This window comes from Cobetia sp. MM1IDA2H-1, from assembly GCF_002916775.2.
In the GTDB taxonomy this organism is placed as follows: Bacteria; Pseudomonadota; Gammaproteobacteria; order Pseudomonadales; family Halomonadaceae; genus Cobetia; species Cobetia marina.
In genome coordinates, this window is record NZ_CM133225.1 from 1,956,689 (window position 1) to 1,974,840 (window position 18,152).

Here is an 18,152-nt window from a genome sequence, read left to right on the forward strand (position 1 = left end):
CTGGCTTCACGATGTTCGAGGATGTGCCGTGCCCTTACCCTGTTGGCATTGATGTCCATCTCAACGATGACTCAGGCCGAGAGCTTGCGTCCCATCAAGCAGGTCGTGTTTCTGAATCCCGGATATTCCACGGAAACGTTCTGGGCCCAGGCGATCATCGCTGCCTCGACGACCGCTGAATCCCTGGGGATGCATCTGGAAGTCTTCAGTGCCAGACGCAACACCGACGAATTCATTCGAATGGGAAAGCAGGTATTGAACCGAGAGAGCCCTCCGGATCTATTGATAACCACCAACAACCATGGACTGGCGGTTCCATTGATCGAGATCAGCCATGCCGTGCGCGTGCCCATGATCATCATCGTCAATAGCCTGACCCCCCGCCAGGCCAGAGCGTTGGGCAAGCCACTTGGCCGATATCCCTACTGGCTGGGCAGCGTTTCGCCTGATCATCAGCAAGGGGGGCACGACAGCATGGTGGCGCTCATCAATCGCCATGACGTCTTGCATGGCAAGTCGGATGGTCGAGGCATCGCTCTTGTCGGAGGGCTGCATGATGAGGCGACACGACTCCGGGTGCGCGGCGTACAGGACGCGCTTCTCAGAGCCCCCCATCTGTCCCTGGATCGGATATTTCAGGCCAACTGGAGTTATGAGGATGCCTACAGAAAGGTCGAAAGCTACTTGAGACATCAAACAGATGCCCGCCCCCTTCGCATGATATGGGCGGCCAATGACCTGATGGGCATCGCGGCCATTGATGCCCTCAAACACAATGGGCTTCGCCCGGGCAAGGATGTCGTCGTGGCTGGCATGGGATGGACCCGTGCCGGAATCGATCACCTGCGCTCAGGAGAGATGGAGGTCAGTGCTGGCGGGGGCGCCCTGGCGACCGCCTGGTCACTGGTCCTGCTCGCCGCGGTACAACAAGGAAGCCTTCAGGCACGTGATATCGGCACTCGCTATTACACCATGGGGATCGCGCTGGCTGGGGACCCGGAGGCCTTTCTGGACAGGATTCCTCTGGAAGTCCTTGCCCTGCAACCGATGGATCATCTGATCAATGAGGTCGCGACACTTCCCCCTGATGCCTCTCCCTTCCTTCCGATGCCCGCTCATGCCGCTTCATCGTCCAGCGTTGCAGCACCGAGTGCATTGACGGCCGTCCATCAGGGAGCACGCCGCCATGCGCAATGACGAGACACAGGACAGGCCTCACGACACGACAGAGGTGCATGAGGGTCATGAGGGCCACGATGCCTCGCCCCTGCGCTGGCGGATATTGCGCGTGCTGGCGCCCCTCATCCTGTTGATCTGTGCAGTCAGCGGCGTCGTGGGTTATTCACTGTATTCAAGTGAAACCATCGAGCACATGCACGAAGATCATCAAGAGATGATGAACATCACGGTATTGTCCCTGCCAAGTGCGATCTGGAACTTCGATGACGATGTCATTCACGCCTATCTGGAAACGCTGAGCAGTCACCCCAGCGTGCATGCAGTGCGCTACTACAACCATGAGGGCACTCTCGTCGAGGAGATCACCAAGCCGGGCGACGCCCTGGACCCGATGATACATTCCCAGGAGCTGGTCTATCGCAATTCTCTCGTGACGCAGGTCGTGGGGCGACTGGAGATGGAAAGCACCAATGCTCCCTTGCTTGCCAAGCAATACCAGGGAGGAGCGCTGCTGTTCGTTATCGCACTCTCGATCATCATCTGCGTTCTGCTGATCGTTTCCTGGCAATTGAAACGCTACGTGATGAACCCTCTCAACCGGGCGATCGCCAGCATGCGTCAGCTGGAGAATCCGCAGACGGCATTTCGCAGGATCCCGCTCACGCGCTCAAGAGAGATCAACAAGGTCATTGCACAGCTGAATAGCCTGGGCGAGCGCATCTTCATCATGATGGAGGCGCTGCGTGACAACGAAGAGCGCTATCAGCATTTCTATCGCGACACCCCTGCACTGCTCCTGGTGATTGATGCTCACGGTACGGTGCTGGATGTCAGCCAGAGGATGCTCGAGGTAACGGGGTGGAAGCGAGAGCAACTGGTGGGATCGCCCTTCGATACCTTGATCATCGGCCAGAATACTCATTGTATCGATCGCATCAGCTCGGCGCTTCGCAAGGGGGACGCGTGCGAGAACCATGTGATGACCCTCAAATGCCTCTACGAAGAGGACCGGCAGGTACAGGTGGTCATCCCGTCGGCTACCAATGACAGCGAACGCGGCACCATGATGCTGTTGTCGGACGTTACCGAATTGAAGCGGACCCAGAAGCGATTGCTGGAGCATGAGCTGATCGACCCGCTGACACAGCTGCCGAATCGTCTGGCCCTGAACTCACACCTTCAGACACTCATCAATGGCGGGGCTCCCTTCGGACTGCTGCTGGTCAATATCGATCGTTTTCACAGCATCAATCACCACCTCGGCCCTGTCGACGGCGACATCCTGCTCAAGGAAGCTGGAGAACGTCTGAAGAGTTGCACTCCAGCCTGGATGGGTCGCTCCGGCGGAGATGAATTCGTCATGACCTGTGACACAAGCGAATTGCGCGCCCTGGCGCGTCGGATTGAACTGGCCTTCTCGACGCCGCTTCTCAAGGTGGGGGAGCCCATCAACCTCAGTCTGAGCAAGGCAGGACTTGAAGTTTGCCAGGATGATGAGACACCCAGTCGTCTGATGCGCCTGCTCGAGCGCACTGTCATGGATATCAAGCACAAGGGAGGCAACCAGTACCGACTCTGTGTACGGGACAGCGCTCTGGAGGACGGTGAGCCACTGTTTCTCAAGGAGCGTCTGATTCGCGAGGCCCTGACCAGAGGTTGGCTCTGCCTTTACCTGCAGCCCATCTTCCAGGCGCAAAGTCCTGATCTCGATGCACCAACATTGCTGGGGGCGGAGGCACTGGTGCGTATCCATCATCCAGACCTTGGCTTGATTGGGCCCGATGAATTCATTACGGCAGCGGAGAAGACGGGGCAGATCATCGATATCGGAAACTGGGTACTGGAAGAAGCGGCCGTCATCTTGAGTGAATGGCAAAAGCAAGGTATCGAGACTCGCTACCTGTCCGTCAATGCCTCTGTCATGCAGTTCAGGGATCAGAGCCTGCTGCACAAGCTCGAATCATTGATCGAACGCCATCTGATACATCCTCGGCAGCTGATCATCGAAGTGACCGAAAATCTGATGCTCGACAATGAGGACAGCCTGCGCTTTCAGCTGGAGGCGATTCGCAAGCTGGGCGTGAATCTGTCATTGGATGATTTCGGTACTGGCTTTTCATGCCTTTCCTATCTTCACAACCTGCCCTTCGGCACCTTGAAGATCGACCGCTCATTCGTGATAAACGTACAGACAAGCCGGCGAGACAGGGAGCTTGCACGCATCATCGTCGACATGGGGCATTCGCTTGGCATGCAGGTCGTCGTGGAGGGAATCGAGGAACGGGGTCAGGCAGAGATCTTCAGGGCCATGGGAGTGCGCGCCTTCCAGGGGTATCACTTCGCGCGTCCGATGCCCCTGCAGGCCTTCAATGCCCGGTATTCATCGTCAAGTGAAACCCGCATGTGTCTTCTTCGGGCGGCGACACCCGACGATCAGAACCGCGACGGCCAGATAGGCACGGGCCGTGACGTGGATTGACGCCAGCGACATGATGTCATCCAGGGCCAGACGCGCATATTGCAGCCTCTGGCCTTTTCTTTCGTTCTTGCCGTAGGCACACTCATGGCATCTTCTTCATAACCCTATCATCGAAAAGTATGATTATTTATTCTTTTAAAGAATAAAAGATAGGGAGTAAGGTGACCGCAGCATCAACAAGACTCGCATCAGTGGTCGCCCACCTGATGCCCGACCGCAGGACACCCCTGACATGTATCGGTATGACACTTACGACCAGACCCTGGTCGACGAGCGGGTAGCTCAGTTCAAGGACCAGATGGACCGCTATCTGGCCGGCCGCCTGGGTGAGGAAGAATTTCGTCCCCTGCGCCTGCAGAACGGCCTCTACATTCAGCGTCACGCACCGATGCTGCGTATCGCCATTCCCTACGGCATGCTGAGCGCTGCACAGTTGCGCTCACTGGCTGCCATCAGCCGTCGCTATGACCGTGCCTATGGTCACTTCACCACGCGTCAGAATCTGCAGCTCAACTGGCCGAAGCTTGAAGATGTCCCGGCGATCCTCGCCGAGCTGGCCCAAGTCGAGATGCATGCGATCCAGACCAGCGGCAACTGCATCCGCAATACCACCACGGATCAGTTCGCCGGTATCGCGCAAGACGAGACAGTGGATCCGCGTCCCTGGTGTGAGCTGATTCGTCAGTGGTCCACCCTGCACCCGGAGTTCGCCTATCTGCCGCGCAAGTTCAAGATTGCCGTCACCGGCGCCAGCGCGGACCGTGCCGCGATCCAGGTCCACGATATCGGCCTGCGCCTGACACGTGGCGAGGATGGTCGCGTCAAGGCGACCGTGCTGGCAGGTGGCGGCCTCGGTCGTACCCCGATGGTCGGCGATGTCGTGCGGGAAGATCTCGATTGGCAGCACCTGCTGACCTATCTTGACGCCATCGTCCGCGTCTACAACCAGTGGGGCCGTCGTGACAACAAGTACAAGGCGCGCATCAAGATCCTGGTCAAGGCATTGGGCATCGAGGAGTTCCGCCGTCGTGTCGAGGAAGAATGGGCACACCTGAAGGATGGCCCCGAGACACTGACAGACTCGGCGGTTGCCAAGGCGACCGAGTACTTCCCGGAACCGGCGCGTCGTGCCGTCGGCGAGGACGCGATTGCGGCCTACGAGACACTGCGCAGCGAGAACCGGGCCTTTGCCCGTTTCGTGACCAACAATGTCGTCGGCCACAAGGTCCCGGGTTACAAGGCCGTGACCTTGTCACTCAAGCGCCGTGAACTCGCGCCGGGCGATGTCACCGCTGATCAGATGGACGCCGTGGCCGACCTCGCGGAAGAGTACGGTTTCGGTGAACTGCGTGTGACGCACGAGCAGAACCTGGTGCTGTCAGATGTGCCGGTCGATCAGCTCGAGAATCTCTGGAAGGCGCTGGACGCGCTGGGCATGGCCAACCCGACCGTTGGCACCCTGGCCGACATGATCTGCTGCCCTGGCGGTGACTTCTGCTCACTGGCCAATGCCAAGTCGATCCCGATCGCCCAGGCACTGCAGGATCGCTTTGAAGACCTCGATTTCCTGTATGATCTCGGCCCGCTGGATCTGAACATCTCCGGTTGCATGAACGCCTGCGGCCACCACCACGTCGGCAACATCGGCATTCTCGGTGTCGACAAGAAAGGCCAGGAGTTCTATCAGGTCTCGCTTGGCGGCCGCAGTGATGACAACGCGACCATCGGCAAGATTCTCGGCCCGTCGTTCAATGCCGAGGACATGCCGAACGTCATCGACAAGGTGTTGCAGGTATATGTCGAGCAGCGACTGGAAGATGAGGTCTTCGTCGATACTTACCACCGCATCGGCATGAAGCCGTTCAAGGAGCGGGTCTATGCCTGAGGTGACAGCGGAAATGACGTCAGCACGTGAATTGACTGATCAGCGTCAAGGCGGAGTCATCCGTCAGAACCAGCTGGTCCCCGAGGACGCCTGGCAGGTCGTGCGCCTTGATGAAGACGGTAACCTGCCAAGCTACCAGCAACCTGCCCTGCTGCCTCTGGCACACTGGCAGGCGCTGGTGGACGCAGGTGAAGTGGCTGACCAGCTTGGCCCCTGGCTTGCCAGCGATACCGAGCTGACACCGGAGCTGGGAGAAGCACTTGCCACTGCACCGCTGCTGGCAGTCGATTTCCCCAACTTCAATGATGGCCGTGGCTATACCCTCGCCCGCCTGATGCGAGAGCGGTATGGTTTCCAGGGCGAAATTCGTGCCATTGGCGATGTGCTGGTCGATCAGCTGCATTACATGAGCCGCTGTGGCATCGACGCCTTCCAGCTGCGCTCGGACCAGTATGTGGAAGATGCCTTGTACGCGCTGTCCATCTTCAGCGTGAGTTACCAGACAGGTATCGATCAGACGAGTCCGCTGTTCTCTCGTCGCTGGTAACCCTGACGACTAGCCAATGAAAGGCCCCGTGAGCTGGATGACACCAGTTCACGGGGCCTTTGCGTTTCAGGTCACATCTTTCGTTGCAGACCTTGTCGAGGTATCGGTCTCTATCATGGTATCGATGCCTATCGACAGGTCACGCCGCCATCACCGTGGCCAGCAACGCCATGCCCCCTACCAACAGGGCAGCCATCACCAGTCCTACCACCAGAAAGTCCAGCGCATGACCATGCTCGAAGTCACGTTTGCGGTTGGCTTCCTTCTGAACGCCGATGAATGCAGCAAGCACGGATTTGACTTCGTTGATCATGAGCACCTCCCAGAATGACGCATATCAATATGGTGGTGGAACAACGCTGCAAGGCGTGGCGGCAACCCCTGCGGACAACTACGATGAGGTGATGCTGCCTTTCGCGTCACATGCGGACCTGAATTCACTATTGGCCAGAATCTGCTCGAATACCAGTGAATCATGACACGGACGGGACACAAGACAGCAGCTTCCAGTGCATTATCCAGCCGCTGAAGGAGCTATCCTCATGGAACTTTCCGTCGTGCCATCTCTGGCTTTCAAACCCTTGACGGCACATCCGCTGTCCTGGATGAACCGTCCCGATGATCTCGTGCACCCTCTCGCCCCCTGGATGCGATGCCAGCAGATCTTCTGGTCGCTGGGGTTGCAGGCCTATCAGCAGGAACTGGCCTTCATTCAGCTCTGTCAACTCAAGGGTCTTGAGATGACTCAGGCGCTATTGGCAGGTGACTGGCAGGAGGCTCGGACCTCACCTGAATTGCTTGGCAAACTCGCCGAGGATGTCACCGAGCATGCGCTGACTCGCATGAAGCGACTGCAGACATTGAATGAAGAATTGCAGGATGCCATCTGGGAAGAGATCTGACTCGCATGACAGGAGCCTCCCCCGGTCTCCACGCAATGTGCCGGGGGAGAGATCACGCCAGAAATGCACAGCGAAAGAGTGCCTCTGGCGATGGCAAGGAGACTGGCACCGTGAGGATGGAGTGTGACGATTCAGGCAGGGACCATGGATGACATCAGTCTGCCCGTGTCTGGAACTCACTGAGATCGCACAGCCAGGCATGTGCCGTTTCACGATCCAGCCCGAATTCCGCGATCAGGCTCTCTAGACGCGCATTGAATTCAGCCTCACGCGCTTCAGCCGGGTCCGTTGCCTGGGGGCTGCTTTCTGACGTGGCGGGGGGAGTCGAGGGACGATCCAGCGCGTTCAACTCTTCAGCCAATGCCTTTTCAAGTTCATCAAACAAGGCACGCTGCTTGCGGGCGCTTGCGATGACCTTTTCATCATGTCGGTTCATGCATGGTTTCCACTATTGATCTTGTCGACAACAAGAAGAGAGGCTGAAACATTCAAGACAGCAAAATATCACACTATGCCCAAGGCTTCTGCAATGTCATATCGGCAACATGGGGGGAGTAACGGAATCAGGAGGCAACCCCTTGGGAAGAAAGCCGCCAGGGAAGTGATATCTTCTTGAAAGCCATGAAGAAAGCGCCTGTCATCATGCCCATTTCCCACCATGCTAGCAAGCACGCAAGGGACGCAGACCCGCCACCTTGAGACGGCAATTCCCAGGCAATCTCCCCATGTTGGGCATGGCGTTGACCAGACGCTCGGTGCGTGATCGACAAGCAACGAACGCTTTGTCGTTGTGGTGTATCCTCAGTGTACGAAAAATACACGGATGATGTATCTGATGATCAAGGATAATGATCTTTCCTCAGACAACACACCACCAGGGCGGACTTTCCTTGACGCCACGCGAGAATTCGCCGGCCTTTCGATTCGGCACTGGTTGGGGCTGGTAGCGCTCTCAGGCGTGGTGCTTGGCCTGGTGTTGATCATTCTCGAAAGAGACAGTCGCGAGATGGAAGCGCTGCATGCGGCCTCCACGCGTGACCTCATCACGAGCGAGAGGCGTCTGCAGGCAAGCCTGCTGGTCGAGCAGACGCTCGGCGTGATTGCCTCACGGCATCGAGATTACGAACATCGTCTGCAGCGACTGATGATGACGACGATGCGGGCCCCCTTCCTGGGAATCACCCACCTTACCGGTCGAGATCGGTCCTATATCAGTACCGAGCTCCTGCGTCAGTTCCCTGATCTTCGCATCAACCCGGATTGGATCGATATCGTTCAATTGCCCAGCAATCTCTATCCGGATTGGTGGTCCACCGAACTCAATCTGCGCCTGCACACGAGCAATGACAGTCCTCACTTCCTGCGCGGCACGGACGCTGGCCTGATCTTCGCCATCCCGAGCCAGCAGGGTCTGGGCAAGGATGGTGAGGTTCGACGTCTTCGCAACACCGCCTCGACCATCTGGACCCTGATTCATATCGACCCGCAGATGGTGGCATTCCTGGTCGCCAACGAGCTTCGTCAATCCCTGCATGCCAGCCTGGACAAGGGAGAGAGTCGCTATGTCTGGATCAATGAAATTCTGGATCCGACGGGCGGCCCCGGCTACGCCCGTCGCCTGATTCACCCGCTCTTGCCCGGCACCGAAGGCACGCTGCTCTCTACCGAGCATCGGGACAGCAGTGGACGCCAGCCTTACAAGACCGAACTCGAGGGTGTCCTGCAGGGAAGTGGCATCTTCTTCGATTACCGCTTCCCCCGCTCCCGTGAGGGGCCTGAAGAAGACAAGACGACCTATGCCGCGCTGTATCCGCCCTTCCAATGGATCGTGGCCAGTGGGGTCTACATGGGCGACATCAACAATGCGGCCCTGACAGCCCACGCGGACATCATGCAGGAGAAAAGTCGTCTGGAGCGCTGGCATCTCCTGCTGGCCCTCGGTGCCTGCCTGCTGCTGTTCCTGGCCATCGGTCATGCCCTCTTCCGGCAATCCCGCACCCGTCAGCGTCAGATGCGCCAACGCATGGGGCGTCTGGAAAACGAGCTTGAGCAGCGCGGTGAGGACAGGCTGATCAATACCCTGCAGATGATTCGCAATGGACGCTGCCCCCAGCGTGAAGGCAATGACCTCATCGTCGCCGAATACGTGACGGCCATCGCCAGAGAGCTGGGGCTTGAAGAGGCGCAGATCAGCGCACTGGAGCGCACGGCCATGCTCCATGACATGGGCCGACTGACACTTCCCGACACGCTGCTCAAGCCGATGGCGCAGCTTCAGTTCGATCAACAACAGTTGTTGCGTCAACAGGCGGATATCGGCAGCCGAGTGTTGAGAGAAGCGCTCAATGCGCCTCTGGAGGCCAGCCTGCTGAGTGAAAGCCAGCACTACATGCCTTACCGCCAGACGGGCTCGGAGGCAGCCTTGCTTTCGCGGTCTGCCAGTCCCGCGATCCTGGCGCTGGTCGTCCAGGTCCTGGAGCTGGTGAGATACTCGGGCCTGACTCAGGCGGAGGCCATCAGTGAAATCGAGCATTGCGCCTACCAACCCTTTGCGCCGGACATCCTTCAGGCGGCACGCAGGGTGTTGACCCGCAAGCCGATCCCCAGGGCCGAGCCACGCAGCGCGATTCCTGGCCCGCGTCAGATCGAGCGCCATGCGGACCAATGGCGTGACCAGACGACCGGTTGCTTCAACCGTGCCTTGCTGGAGACCTTGCTGGCAGGCTTGCTGCATGAAGGGCATGTCACTGTGCAGGGGATAACGCTTCACCATCTCCAGCTCGTCGGGACGCAGTCCCCTCTCACTACGGACCGGCAATTCGGTCCCCATCTGAATGCCTGTTTGTACCCGCTCAAGGTGTTCCATCTGGCCCCTGGCCACTTCGTGGTCCTGGAAGACGAGACCGAGGAAGCCTCGAGCGTTCCCGTGCTGACTCCAGCCACTCAGCAGCAATTGAGAAATGTACTCAGGACCTTCGAGACAGACGCGGAACTCGTCACCCGACAGAGACTTCTGTCCGGTGATGAGTCACTCAAGGACTGGCGACATCACATCGATCAGCTGATCGCTGATGACTGATGATTGATGGCAAGGTCTGAGGGGAGTCGACCGATCCCAGCGGCCTGCCCGAAGTCTCGGCATACCCCCTCCCCACCTCCCACGGCGACCTGGCTTGCCGGCAACGACCAAAGTTGCATTCGTTGAGGCTTGTTCAAATGTCTGACATTTATTAAGGTTCATTCAGACATTTACCGTAGCTTGCCCTGCGCACTACGTCAGCCACGAGGCCTCGCGTGACCATCTCTCGCCCAGACCCACTCTCTGAGACTTCCAGCGATACAGCGCCGGATCAGGATTCCTCTCGCCAGAAAGATTCACTGTCGCCGGCCATGACGGGCTCCAGACAGCCCGTAGCCAGCATGGAAGCCATCGCTGCCTGCCTGGCGCGTGAAATTCTGGCCGGCAAGTTCGAGCCAGACGACAACTTCCCGCGTGAAATGGACCTCTGCAAGCGCTTCGATGCCAGCCGTAACCGGCTGCGCAATGCACTGGCCCAACTGGTGGGGGCCGGGTTGCTGGAGCGCACTGCCGGCCGTGGCACCCTGGTGCGGCCGATGAGCGAATGGCAACTGCTGGATCCACTGATGAGCGACTGGATCAGCGGACTGGAAGGCATCAACCCTGCCCTGATGCGTGAGATCTACGCCTTCCGCCTGTCCGTCGAGCCCTATGTCAGCGCCCTGGCGGCGACCAAGGCCAACGCCCAGGACCTCGCAAGGCTGGAGCGCGCCTTCGAGGGAATGGTCGCGACCGCCAATGACGAGCAGCAGGCAGCACACAGCGAATTTGACGTGGCGTTCCACGAGGCCATCTACCGCGCCACCCACAACCTGGTGTGGGCCCAGCTGGGTAGCTTGCTGCGCCCTTCCATCAGCCAGTTGATCGAGTCCTCCCAGCAGGCGGCACAACAGCACGACCAGGCCCATCACCGTGCCAGTCTCGAGCGACATCGCGCCGTGATGGAAGCCATCCGCCTGCGTCAACCGGACATGGCGCGTACCTGTGCCGAGCGCGTGCTGGAAACGGCTGCGCGCGATCTCGGATTCGGCCTTGATCATCCGCGCCTCGAGACGCCGCGCTTCTGACCCACGACTTTTCCTTCTTCAATGCTTTCCAAGCTCGATACGAGCGTCATCCCAAGGAATCTCGACATGAAAATCACTCGACTCAAGACCTGGCAAGTTCCGCCACGCTGGTTGTTCCTCAAGATCGAGACCGATGAGGGCTGCTATGGCTGGGGGGAACCGGTCATCGAAGGGCGCGCCGCCACGGTGGAAGCCGCGGTCCACGAGCTGTCGGATTATCTGGTCGGCCAGGACCCGCGCAACATCGAGCACCTGTGGAACGTCATGTACCGCGCAGGGTTCTATCGCGGCGGCCCTATCCTGATGTCCGCGATCGCCGGCATCGACCAGGCCCTGTGGGACCTGAAGGGGCGTGATCTGGGAGTGCCCGTGCATCAGCTGCTCGGCGGCCCGGTGCGCGACAAGATGCGGATGTACGCCTGGACGGGCGGCGACCGCCCGTCAGAGGTCGGCGCAGGTGCCAAGGCGCTGGTCGACCAGGGCTTCACGGCCTTCAAGATGAACGGCACGCCGGAGATGCAGATCGTCGATTCCCACAAGAAGATCGATGACGCCGTGGCGCGTGTCGCCGAAGCGCGTGATGCGGTCGGCCCTGACGTGGGGATCGGCATCGACTTCCATGGCCGCGTGCACCGCCCGATGGCCAAGGCGCTACTGCGGGAACTGGAGCAGTTCCACCCGATGTTCATCGAGGAGCCGGTGGCACCTGAGCACCTGCCCGCGCTCAAGCATATCGCCGAGGGCATCGCGACGCCGATCGCCACCGGCGAGCGCCTGCACACCCGCTTCCAGTTCCGTGACCTGCTGGCGGACGGCATGGTCGACATCATCCAGCCGGATCTCTCCCACTGCGGCGGCATCAGTGAAGGCTTCAAGATCGCGACGCTGGCCTCGGCCTACGACGTGGCCCTGGCACCGCACTGCCCGCTGGGCCCGCTGACGCTGGCGGCTTCTCTGCAGCTGGATGCGGTGTGTCACAACGCCTTCATCCAGGAACAGAGCATGGGCATCCACTACAACAAGGACAACGACGTCCTGGATTACCTGGTCGACAAGGACGCGCTGGCGATCAAGGACGGATTCTGCGCCATTCCCCAGGGCCCGGGGCTCGGGGTCGAGATCGACGAAGCCTTCGTCGAGGAACGTGCCAAGGTCGGGCATCGCTGGCGCAATCCGGTCTGGACCCACGAAGACGGCTCCGTCGCTGAGTGGTAATGCCGAGCAAGCCGCAACGTACACACTGACAACACAGACGCCATGCCAGGACAGGCTCTCAGCCGAAGGTCTGTCACGCTGCAGAAGGGACTCATCATGACCCGTACCGCATCACCCCATACTGAACTCCCCGCCTTCGCGGACTTTCGCTACCCGGACCTCGCAGGTGCCAGCGTCTTCATCACCGGCGGAGGCTCGGGTATCGGTGCCGCATTGACCGAAGGCTTCCTGGCGCAGGGTGCCAAGGTCGCCTTCGTCGGGTTGTCCGATGCCAGCGAATTCTGTGACGCCATGGAGGCCCGATACGCCAATCGCCCCCTGTTCATCCGCTGCGACATCCAGGATATCGAGGCATTGCAGGCGGCTGTTGCACAGGCGCGCGAGGCCCATGGCCCGATAGGCGTTCTGGTCAACAATGCGGCCCGCGACACTCGCCATACGCTGGAGGAATGGACGGTGGAGCAGTGGGATGAATCCATCGCCACCAACCTGCGTCCCCAGTTCTTCACCGCTCAGGCGGTCGCGGCTGACATGCGGGCACTGGGAGGCGGCGCCATCATCAACCTGTCTTCCAACAGCTACATGCTGGGGCTGGGGGGCTATCCCACCTACGTCACCGCCAAGTCCGGCATCATGGGGCTTACCAAGGCGCTGGCGCGTGAACTGGGGCCAGACGCCATTCGCGTCAACTGTCTGATTCCGGGCTGGGTAATGACGGAGCGTCAGCGCGAGCTGTGGGTCAATGACAAGGACTTGAACGAGTGCATCGACCAGCAGTGCCTCAAGGAAGCGATTCCGGTCGAGGACATGATCAATCCTTGTCTGTTCCTGGCCTCCACCGCCTCACGCATGATGACCGGCCAACCGATGGTCGTGGATGGAGGTCGAGTGTGAGCGCCGTCCATGCCCTCCCCGCCTGGATCGCCGTGGATTGGGGCTCCAGCAATCTGCGTGCCTGGGCGCTGGATGATCAGGACCGGATCATCGCCCAGGCAAGCAGTGCCCGCGGCATGCTGGGTCTGGCGAGCGATGAATTCGAGGATGTCCTGCGGGTGGTGATCAATGACTGGCTGCCCGAGGACTCTAACTCAAGCATGCCGGTGTTGATCTGCGGCATGGCGGGCGCACGCCAGGGCTGGGTGGAAGCGGCCTACCTTCCGGTCCCGGGTGAGCAAGCCCCTGCCATCGATGTCCTGTCTGGCCTGGCAGAGCAGCTGACCCATGTGGCAACGCGCGACAGACGTATCGCCGTCACCATCGTGCCGGGGCTGTGTCAGCACCAGCCGGCCTTTGATGTCATGCGCGGCGAGGAGACACAGCTGGCGGGTCTGGTCGCCGCTCAGCCGGGCTATAGCGGGGCCGTCTGCCTGCCCGGCACCCACGCGAAGTGGGCACAGCTCGAGAACGGTTCGATCACGGGCTTCACCACCTTCATGAGCGGTGAACTCTACAAGCTGCTCAGTCAGGATTCGGTCCTCAAGCACTCCGTGGCGGGAGGGGATCTTGCCAATGAGCCACAGCGTCAGGCATTTCTGGCAGGCATCGATGCGGCCATGGCGGAACCGGCGCGCATGACGGCGGCGCTGTTCGGCATCCGTGCGCGGGATTTGCTCGATGAACGCCTCGATGATGAGGCCTCGCGCGCGGCCTTGCTGGGTGCGCGGCTTTCCGGTCTGGTACTGGGCCTTGAGTTGGCCGGTGCCACATGCCTGCAGCCGCAAGGGTCGCTGATCACCTTGATCGGTGATGACACCTTATGCCAGCGCTATCGGATCGCACTCGAGCATCTGGACTATCGCGTCAGCCTGGCCGCCAATGCCGACATGATTCTGGCCGGGCTCGGGCGCATTCATCACGCCTGTCAGGCACGCCTCGCCACTGACTGACACCCCCATCTTCCCCCTGGAGACTTCCATGAGCCTTCCCCTGGTTGCCATTCTGCGCGGCGTCACGCCGCAGGAAATCATCGCGATTGCCGACGAGATCATCGCGGCGGGCATCACCCGTATCGAGGTCCCGCTCAATTCGCCCCAGCCGCTGGTCAGCATCGCGGCGCTGGTCAAGCACTGTGCGACGGCCCATGACGGCCAGATCCTCATCGGTGCCGGCACCGTCCTGACGCCGGAGCAGGTGCGGGACGTGCATGGCGTCGGTGGTCGGCTGATCGTGTCGCCCAATGCCGATGTCGAGGTCATTCGCGAAAGTCGCCGACTCGAGATGGTGTCCATGCCAGGCATCGTCACGCCGACGGAGGCCTTCGCGGCCCTCGCCGCCGGTGCCTCAGGCCTCAAGCTCTTCCCGGCGACCCAGGTCGGTATCGTCAACATGAAAGCGATGCTGGCCGTGCTGCCCACAGGCACCGAGCTGTACGCCGTCGGGGGCATCGGCAGTGACAATTTCGCGCAATGGCGTGCGGCGGGTGTCCATGGTGCAGGTCTGGGAACGGCCATCTACACGCCGGGTCTGACGGCTTTTGACGTCGGTGAACGAGCACGCAAGCTGGTCTCCGCCTGGACGGCCGCCGACTGAGCCCCGGCGGCTCTCCCACAGGATTCACGAGGAGTAACGGATGACACGATCGACCTGCCTGGGCACGGCTGAGCGCCTCGTGGCCAGCCACTGCGAGCTGGGAGAAGGCCCCGGCTGGACACCCGCGTCAACCACCCTGCCTGCGCGAGTGCGCTGGCTGAACATCCTCGCCGGCGAGCTGCATCACGCGGCCGCGGATGGCAGTGACCACGTCATCACTCAGCTTGCGCGCCGCACCTCCTATGCGGCGCTCACCCTTGAAGGCGACTACCTGCTGGTCGGCGAAGGCATGCTGTCACGCTGGAACCCCGAGACAGGCGCCGTGGAGGATGTCATGCCCTTCGAGGCGGACGCCATGCCAGCGACACGCAGCAATGATGCTCGAGTGGATACCCACGGCAGTCTGTGGCTCTCGAGCATGGGCTGCAACGCCGAGACCGGGGCTGGCAGCCTCTACCGCCTGCATTGCGGTGAGCTGACCCGCGTCCTCGAGGGCCTGAGCATCCCCAATGCGCTGTGCTTCTCGCCGGATGGCCGCTTCGCCTATTTCACTGACACCGTTACCGGTCAGGTGATGCGCTGGACGCTGGACGCCGATGGCTGGCCACTCAAATCAGCAGGTGAAGGGTCAGCAAGTGAAGGGGCGGCAGGTGAATACGACGCCCCCGAAGTCTGGGCCGATCTGCAGGATTGTGGCGGCGGCCCGGATGGCGCCGTGATCGACGCCGACGGCCATATGTGGATTGCGCTCTGGGGGGCCGGCCGCGTGGCAAGGCTGGATCATGGCGGCAAGGAAATCGCCCATGTGACGCTGCCGGTCAGCCAGCCCTCGTGCCCGCTGTTCGGTGGTGAGGGGCTGAGCACGCTGTATATCACCACGGCGCATGAGGGCATGGCCACGCCGGATCATGCGGCGGGTGATGGTGATCTCTTCGCGCTGGACCTGTCAGCACACGGCTTCAAGGGACTGGCAGAACCGCCGCTGGTGCTGGGCTGACACTGCCATTCCGTCTCTGATCTTTCTTTATTTCTGGACCTCTCATGATGACCGCAGACGCCCCATCCACCCGACCTTCGGCAACGCCCGACGCGACATGGTCCCCCCAACAGCAATGGCTGAGCCTGAGCGCCGACGGCATCCAGCTGCAGCTGGATCTCGCCGATGGCCTGCTCAAGCTGGCCCACCTGGGGCGCATCGCCCCGGTCACGCCAGCCCAGCACCGCCTGATGAGCGCTGCTGCCACGCCCCAGGCAAGCCTCGATCAGCTGCCGCCCAATACCTTGTTCAATGATGCCGGGCTTGGTTTTGCGGGCTATCCGGCCTTGATCGGTGACCGTGATGGGCGTGATTGGCTCACCGACATGCGACTGAGTGAGGTGGCGTGCTCGACCGATTCACTGGGCGCGCATGCCCAGCTGACACTGGCGGATGCCACGAGCGAGCTGGAAGTTCTGCTGTCACTCACGCTCACCATCGAGGGGGTTCTGCGTCAGTCCACCACCCTGCGCAATCCTGGTACGGCCGACTATCGCCTCGAGTGGCTGGCGGCCTGCTGCCTGCCACTGCCGAACCGCTTCGAGCAGTGCCTGAGCTTCGGTGGCCGTTGGGTCCAGGAGTTCACCGAGACACGCCACGCCCTGAGTGAAGGCACCTTCACGCTCGAGAATCGCCGCGGGCGCAGCTCTCACCAGCGCGTGCCCTCCCTCATCGTGGGTACCGAGGGCTTCAGTGAGCAGTCCGGGGAGGTCATCAGCGCGCACCTGGCCTGGAGCGGCAACCATCGACTGCTGGTGGAGCGCCAGTTCGATGGCAGCACGCAACTGCAGCTGGGCGCACTGCTGTTGCCCGGTGAGCAGGTACTGGCCGCCGGTGCCAGCGTCACCACGCCGGAAGTCGTCATGGCGTGGTCGGACACGGGCATCAATGGCGCCAGTCAGCGCATGCATCGTACCTTGCGTGCACGACTTGACTGGCCGACGCCGAACAAGCCTCGCCCGGTCCACGTCAACACCTGGGAGGCCCTCTATTTCGATCACGACGCCGAGCGGCTGGAGGAGCTGGTCAACGCTGCTGGTGACGTCGGCGCGGAACGCTTCGTGCTCGACGATGGCTGGTTCGTGGGCCGCGATGGTGAGCGAGCAGCGCTGGGCGATTGGTACCTGGATCAGGGCAAATACCCCGAGGGGCTGGGGCCCTTGATCGCGTCCGTCCATGCCCGGGGCATGGAATTCGGTCTGTGGGTGGAACCCGAGATGGTCAATCCGGACAGCGCGCTCTTTCGCACGCATCCCGACTGGATACTGGCGCTGGAAGGCCGTGAACAGCCACTGGGGCGGTATCAATGCGTGTTGGATCTCACACGCGCTGACGTCACTGACTATCTGTTTGCGCGACTGGATGCCCTGCTCAGCGACTACCCGATCCGCTATCTCAAGTGGGACATGAATCGCGACCTCACCCACGCCGCGACCCAGTCCGGCGAGCGTCGCGGCATGCCTGCAGCGCATGCTCAGGTACAAGCGCTCTATGCGCTGATCGCACGTCTGCGCCAGGCGCACCCTGAGGTGGAAATCGAGAGCTGCGCCTCGGGGGGCGCCCGTACCGACCACGGCATTCTGCGCCACACCCATCGCGTCTGGACCTCGGACTGCAACGACCCGCATGAGAGAACGCACATCCAGCGCGGTGCCAGTCGCTTCCTGCCACCGGAGCTGCTCGGGGCTCATATCGGGCCGGAGCATGCACATACCACGTCGCGGCGTACCTCCCTTGCCTTCCGTGCCTCCACGGCCCTGTTCGGTCACCTGGGCCTTGAACTGGACGTCAGCCAGCTCGCGCCACGCGAGCGTGGGGAGCTGCGCGCCTGGATCGAGCGCTACAAGGCATTGCGCGGGCTGTTGCATGGCGGCGTGAGCTGGCGTCTGGACTGCCTGGATGACGGCCAGCATGCACATGGCGTGGTCAGCCAGGACGGTGAAGAGGCGATTTACTGCATCAGCCAGCTGGCCATGCCACGCCACGCCGTACCTGCGCCACAGCCGCTGGCAGGGCTCATCGCCGGGCAGCATTATCGACTCGAGCTGCTGGAACTGCCGGAACATCCCGAACGCCGCATGAAGCAGCTGCCGGCCTGGGTGCAGGCCCAGCTCTCGGGGGAGCCCGTCGTCGCCAGTGGCGAGATGCTGATGCGTACCGGGCTTGCCCTGCCGGTGCTCGACCCGGAACAGGCGATCCTGATCCACCTGACGGCGGCACACGACGTTGACTGA

Annotated in this window: 15 protein-coding genes; 13 read left to right on the top strand and 2 right to left on the bottom strand. The window is 61.1% G+C overall.

Features of this window, described 5'->3' with window-relative positions:
• Positions 1 to 66: 66 nt before the first annotated feature.
• The 4 genes from BOH68_RS08335 (at position 67) to BOH68_RS08350 (ending at position 6,090) form a co-directional block, all read left to right on the top strand.
• A complete protein-coding gene (locus BOH68_RS08335) occupies positions 67 to 1,197 on the top strand; it encodes an ABC transporter substrate-binding protein (RefSeq protein ID WP_258038296.1) in 1,131 nt (376 codons plus the stop codon).
• Positions 1,187 to 3,658 carry a putative bifunctional diguanylate cyclase/phosphodiesterase gene (locus BOH68_RS08340; protein WP_077376356.1) on the top strand — a complete coding sequence of 824 codons (2,472 nt, stop codon included), beginning with the start codon at positions 1,187 to 1,189 and terminating at the stop codon, positions 3,656 to 3,658. Before BOH68_RS08335 ends, BOH68_RS08340 begins: the two co-directional genes overlap by 11 nt.
• A gap of 232 nt (positions 3,659 to 3,890) precedes the next feature.
• Positions 3,891 to 5,543 (top strand): nitrite/sulfite reductase, encoded by a 1,653-nt coding sequence (locus tag BOH68_RS08345; RefSeq protein WP_077376353.1) that lies wholly within the window; start codon positions 3,891 to 3,893, stop codon positions 5,541 to 5,543.
• Complete coding sequence (locus tag BOH68_RS08350; RefSeq protein WP_077376350.1) at positions 5,536 to 6,090, top strand: DUF934 domain-containing protein; 555 nt, start codon at positions 5,536 to 5,538, stop codon at positions 6,088 to 6,090. Before BOH68_RS08345 ends, BOH68_RS08350 begins: the two co-directional genes overlap by 8 nt.
• Before the next feature lie 139 nt (positions 6,091 to 6,229).
• On the opposite strand, the gene BOH68_RS08355 is transcribed toward BOH68_RS08350, so the two are convergent.
• Positions 6,230 to 6,403: a DUF2970 domain-containing protein gene (locus tag BOH68_RS08355; protein ID WP_077376348.1), complete on the bottom strand. Its 174-nt coding sequence runs from the start codon at positions 6,401 to 6,403 to the stop codon at positions 6,230 to 6,232.
• 229 nt (positions 6,404 to 6,632) lie between these two features.
• Between BOH68_RS08355 and BOH68_RS08360 the strand changes: the two genes are divergently transcribed.
• Entirely contained in the window at positions 6,633 to 6,992 is a 360-nt protein-coding gene (locus BOH68_RS08360) for a hypothetical protein (RefSeq protein ID WP_077376345.1), read from the top strand.
• A gap of 154 nt (positions 6,993 to 7,146) precedes the next feature.
• Here the strand turns inward: BOH68_RS08360 and BOH68_RS08365 are convergent, their stop codons facing one another.
• Complete coding sequence (locus BOH68_RS08365) at positions 7,147 to 7,428, bottom strand: hypothetical protein (RefSeq protein WP_077376342.1); 282 nt, start codon at positions 7,426 to 7,428, stop codon at positions 7,147 to 7,149.
• Between the two features lie 399 nt (positions 7,429 to 7,827).
• Here BOH68_RS08365 and BOH68_RS08370 point away from each other — a divergent pair, with 399 nt between their 5' ends.
• From BOH68_RS08370 to BOH68_RS08405, 8 genes are all read left to right on the top strand, one after another.
• Entirely contained in the window at positions 7,828 to 10,071 is a 2,244-nt protein-coding gene (locus BOH68_RS08370; RefSeq protein ID WP_170877419.1) for a cache domain-containing protein, read from the top strand.
• A 341-nt stretch (positions 10,072 to 10,412) separates the two neighbouring features.
• Positions 10,413 to 11,138: a FadR/GntR family transcriptional regulator gene (locus BOH68_RS08375; RefSeq protein ID WP_167593009.1), complete on the top strand. Its 726-nt coding sequence runs from the start codon at positions 10,413 to 10,415 to the stop codon at positions 11,136 to 11,138.
• A 66-nt stretch (positions 11,139 to 11,204) separates the two neighbouring features.
• Positions 11,205 to 12,353 (top strand): galactonate dehydratase, encoded by a 1,149-nt coding sequence (dgoD, locus tag BOH68_RS08380; RefSeq protein ID WP_077376333.1) that lies wholly within the window; start codon positions 11,205 to 11,207, stop codon positions 12,351 to 12,353.
• A 96-nt stretch (positions 12,354 to 12,449) separates the two neighbouring features.
• The gene (locus BOH68_RS08385) at positions 12,450 to 13,247 is read left to right on the top strand and encodes an SDR family NAD(P)-dependent oxidoreductase (RefSeq protein WP_077376330.1); all 798 of its coding nucleotides are present in this window, start codon (positions 12,450 to 12,452) and stop codon (positions 13,245 to 13,247) included.
• Positions 13,244 to 14,239, top strand: coding sequence for a 2-dehydro-3-deoxygalactonokinase (locus BOH68_RS08390; protein ID WP_077376327.1), 996 nt, complete (start codon positions 13,244 to 13,246; stop codon positions 14,237 to 14,239). The genes BOH68_RS08385 and BOH68_RS08390 overlap by 4 nt, the downstream gene beginning before the upstream one ends.
• 28 nt (positions 14,240 to 14,267) lie before the next feature.
• Positions 14,268 to 14,882, top strand: a complete 615-nt coding sequence (locus tag BOH68_RS08395; protein ID WP_077376324.1) for a 2-dehydro-3-deoxy-6-phosphogalactonate aldolase — start codon at positions 14,268 to 14,270, stop codon at positions 14,880 to 14,882.
• A 40-nt stretch (positions 14,883 to 14,922) separates the two neighbouring features.
• Positions 14,923 to 15,879 carry an SMP-30/gluconolactonase/LRE family protein gene (locus BOH68_RS08400; protein ID WP_077376321.1) on the top strand — a complete coding sequence of 319 codons (957 nt, stop codon included), beginning with the start codon at positions 14,923 to 14,925 and terminating at the stop codon, positions 15,877 to 15,879.
• Between the two features lie 44 nt (positions 15,880 to 15,923).
• Complete coding sequence (locus BOH68_RS08405; protein WP_077376318.1) at positions 15,924 to 18,152, top strand: alpha-galactosidase; 2,229 nt, start codon at positions 15,924 to 15,926, stop codon at positions 18,150 to 18,152.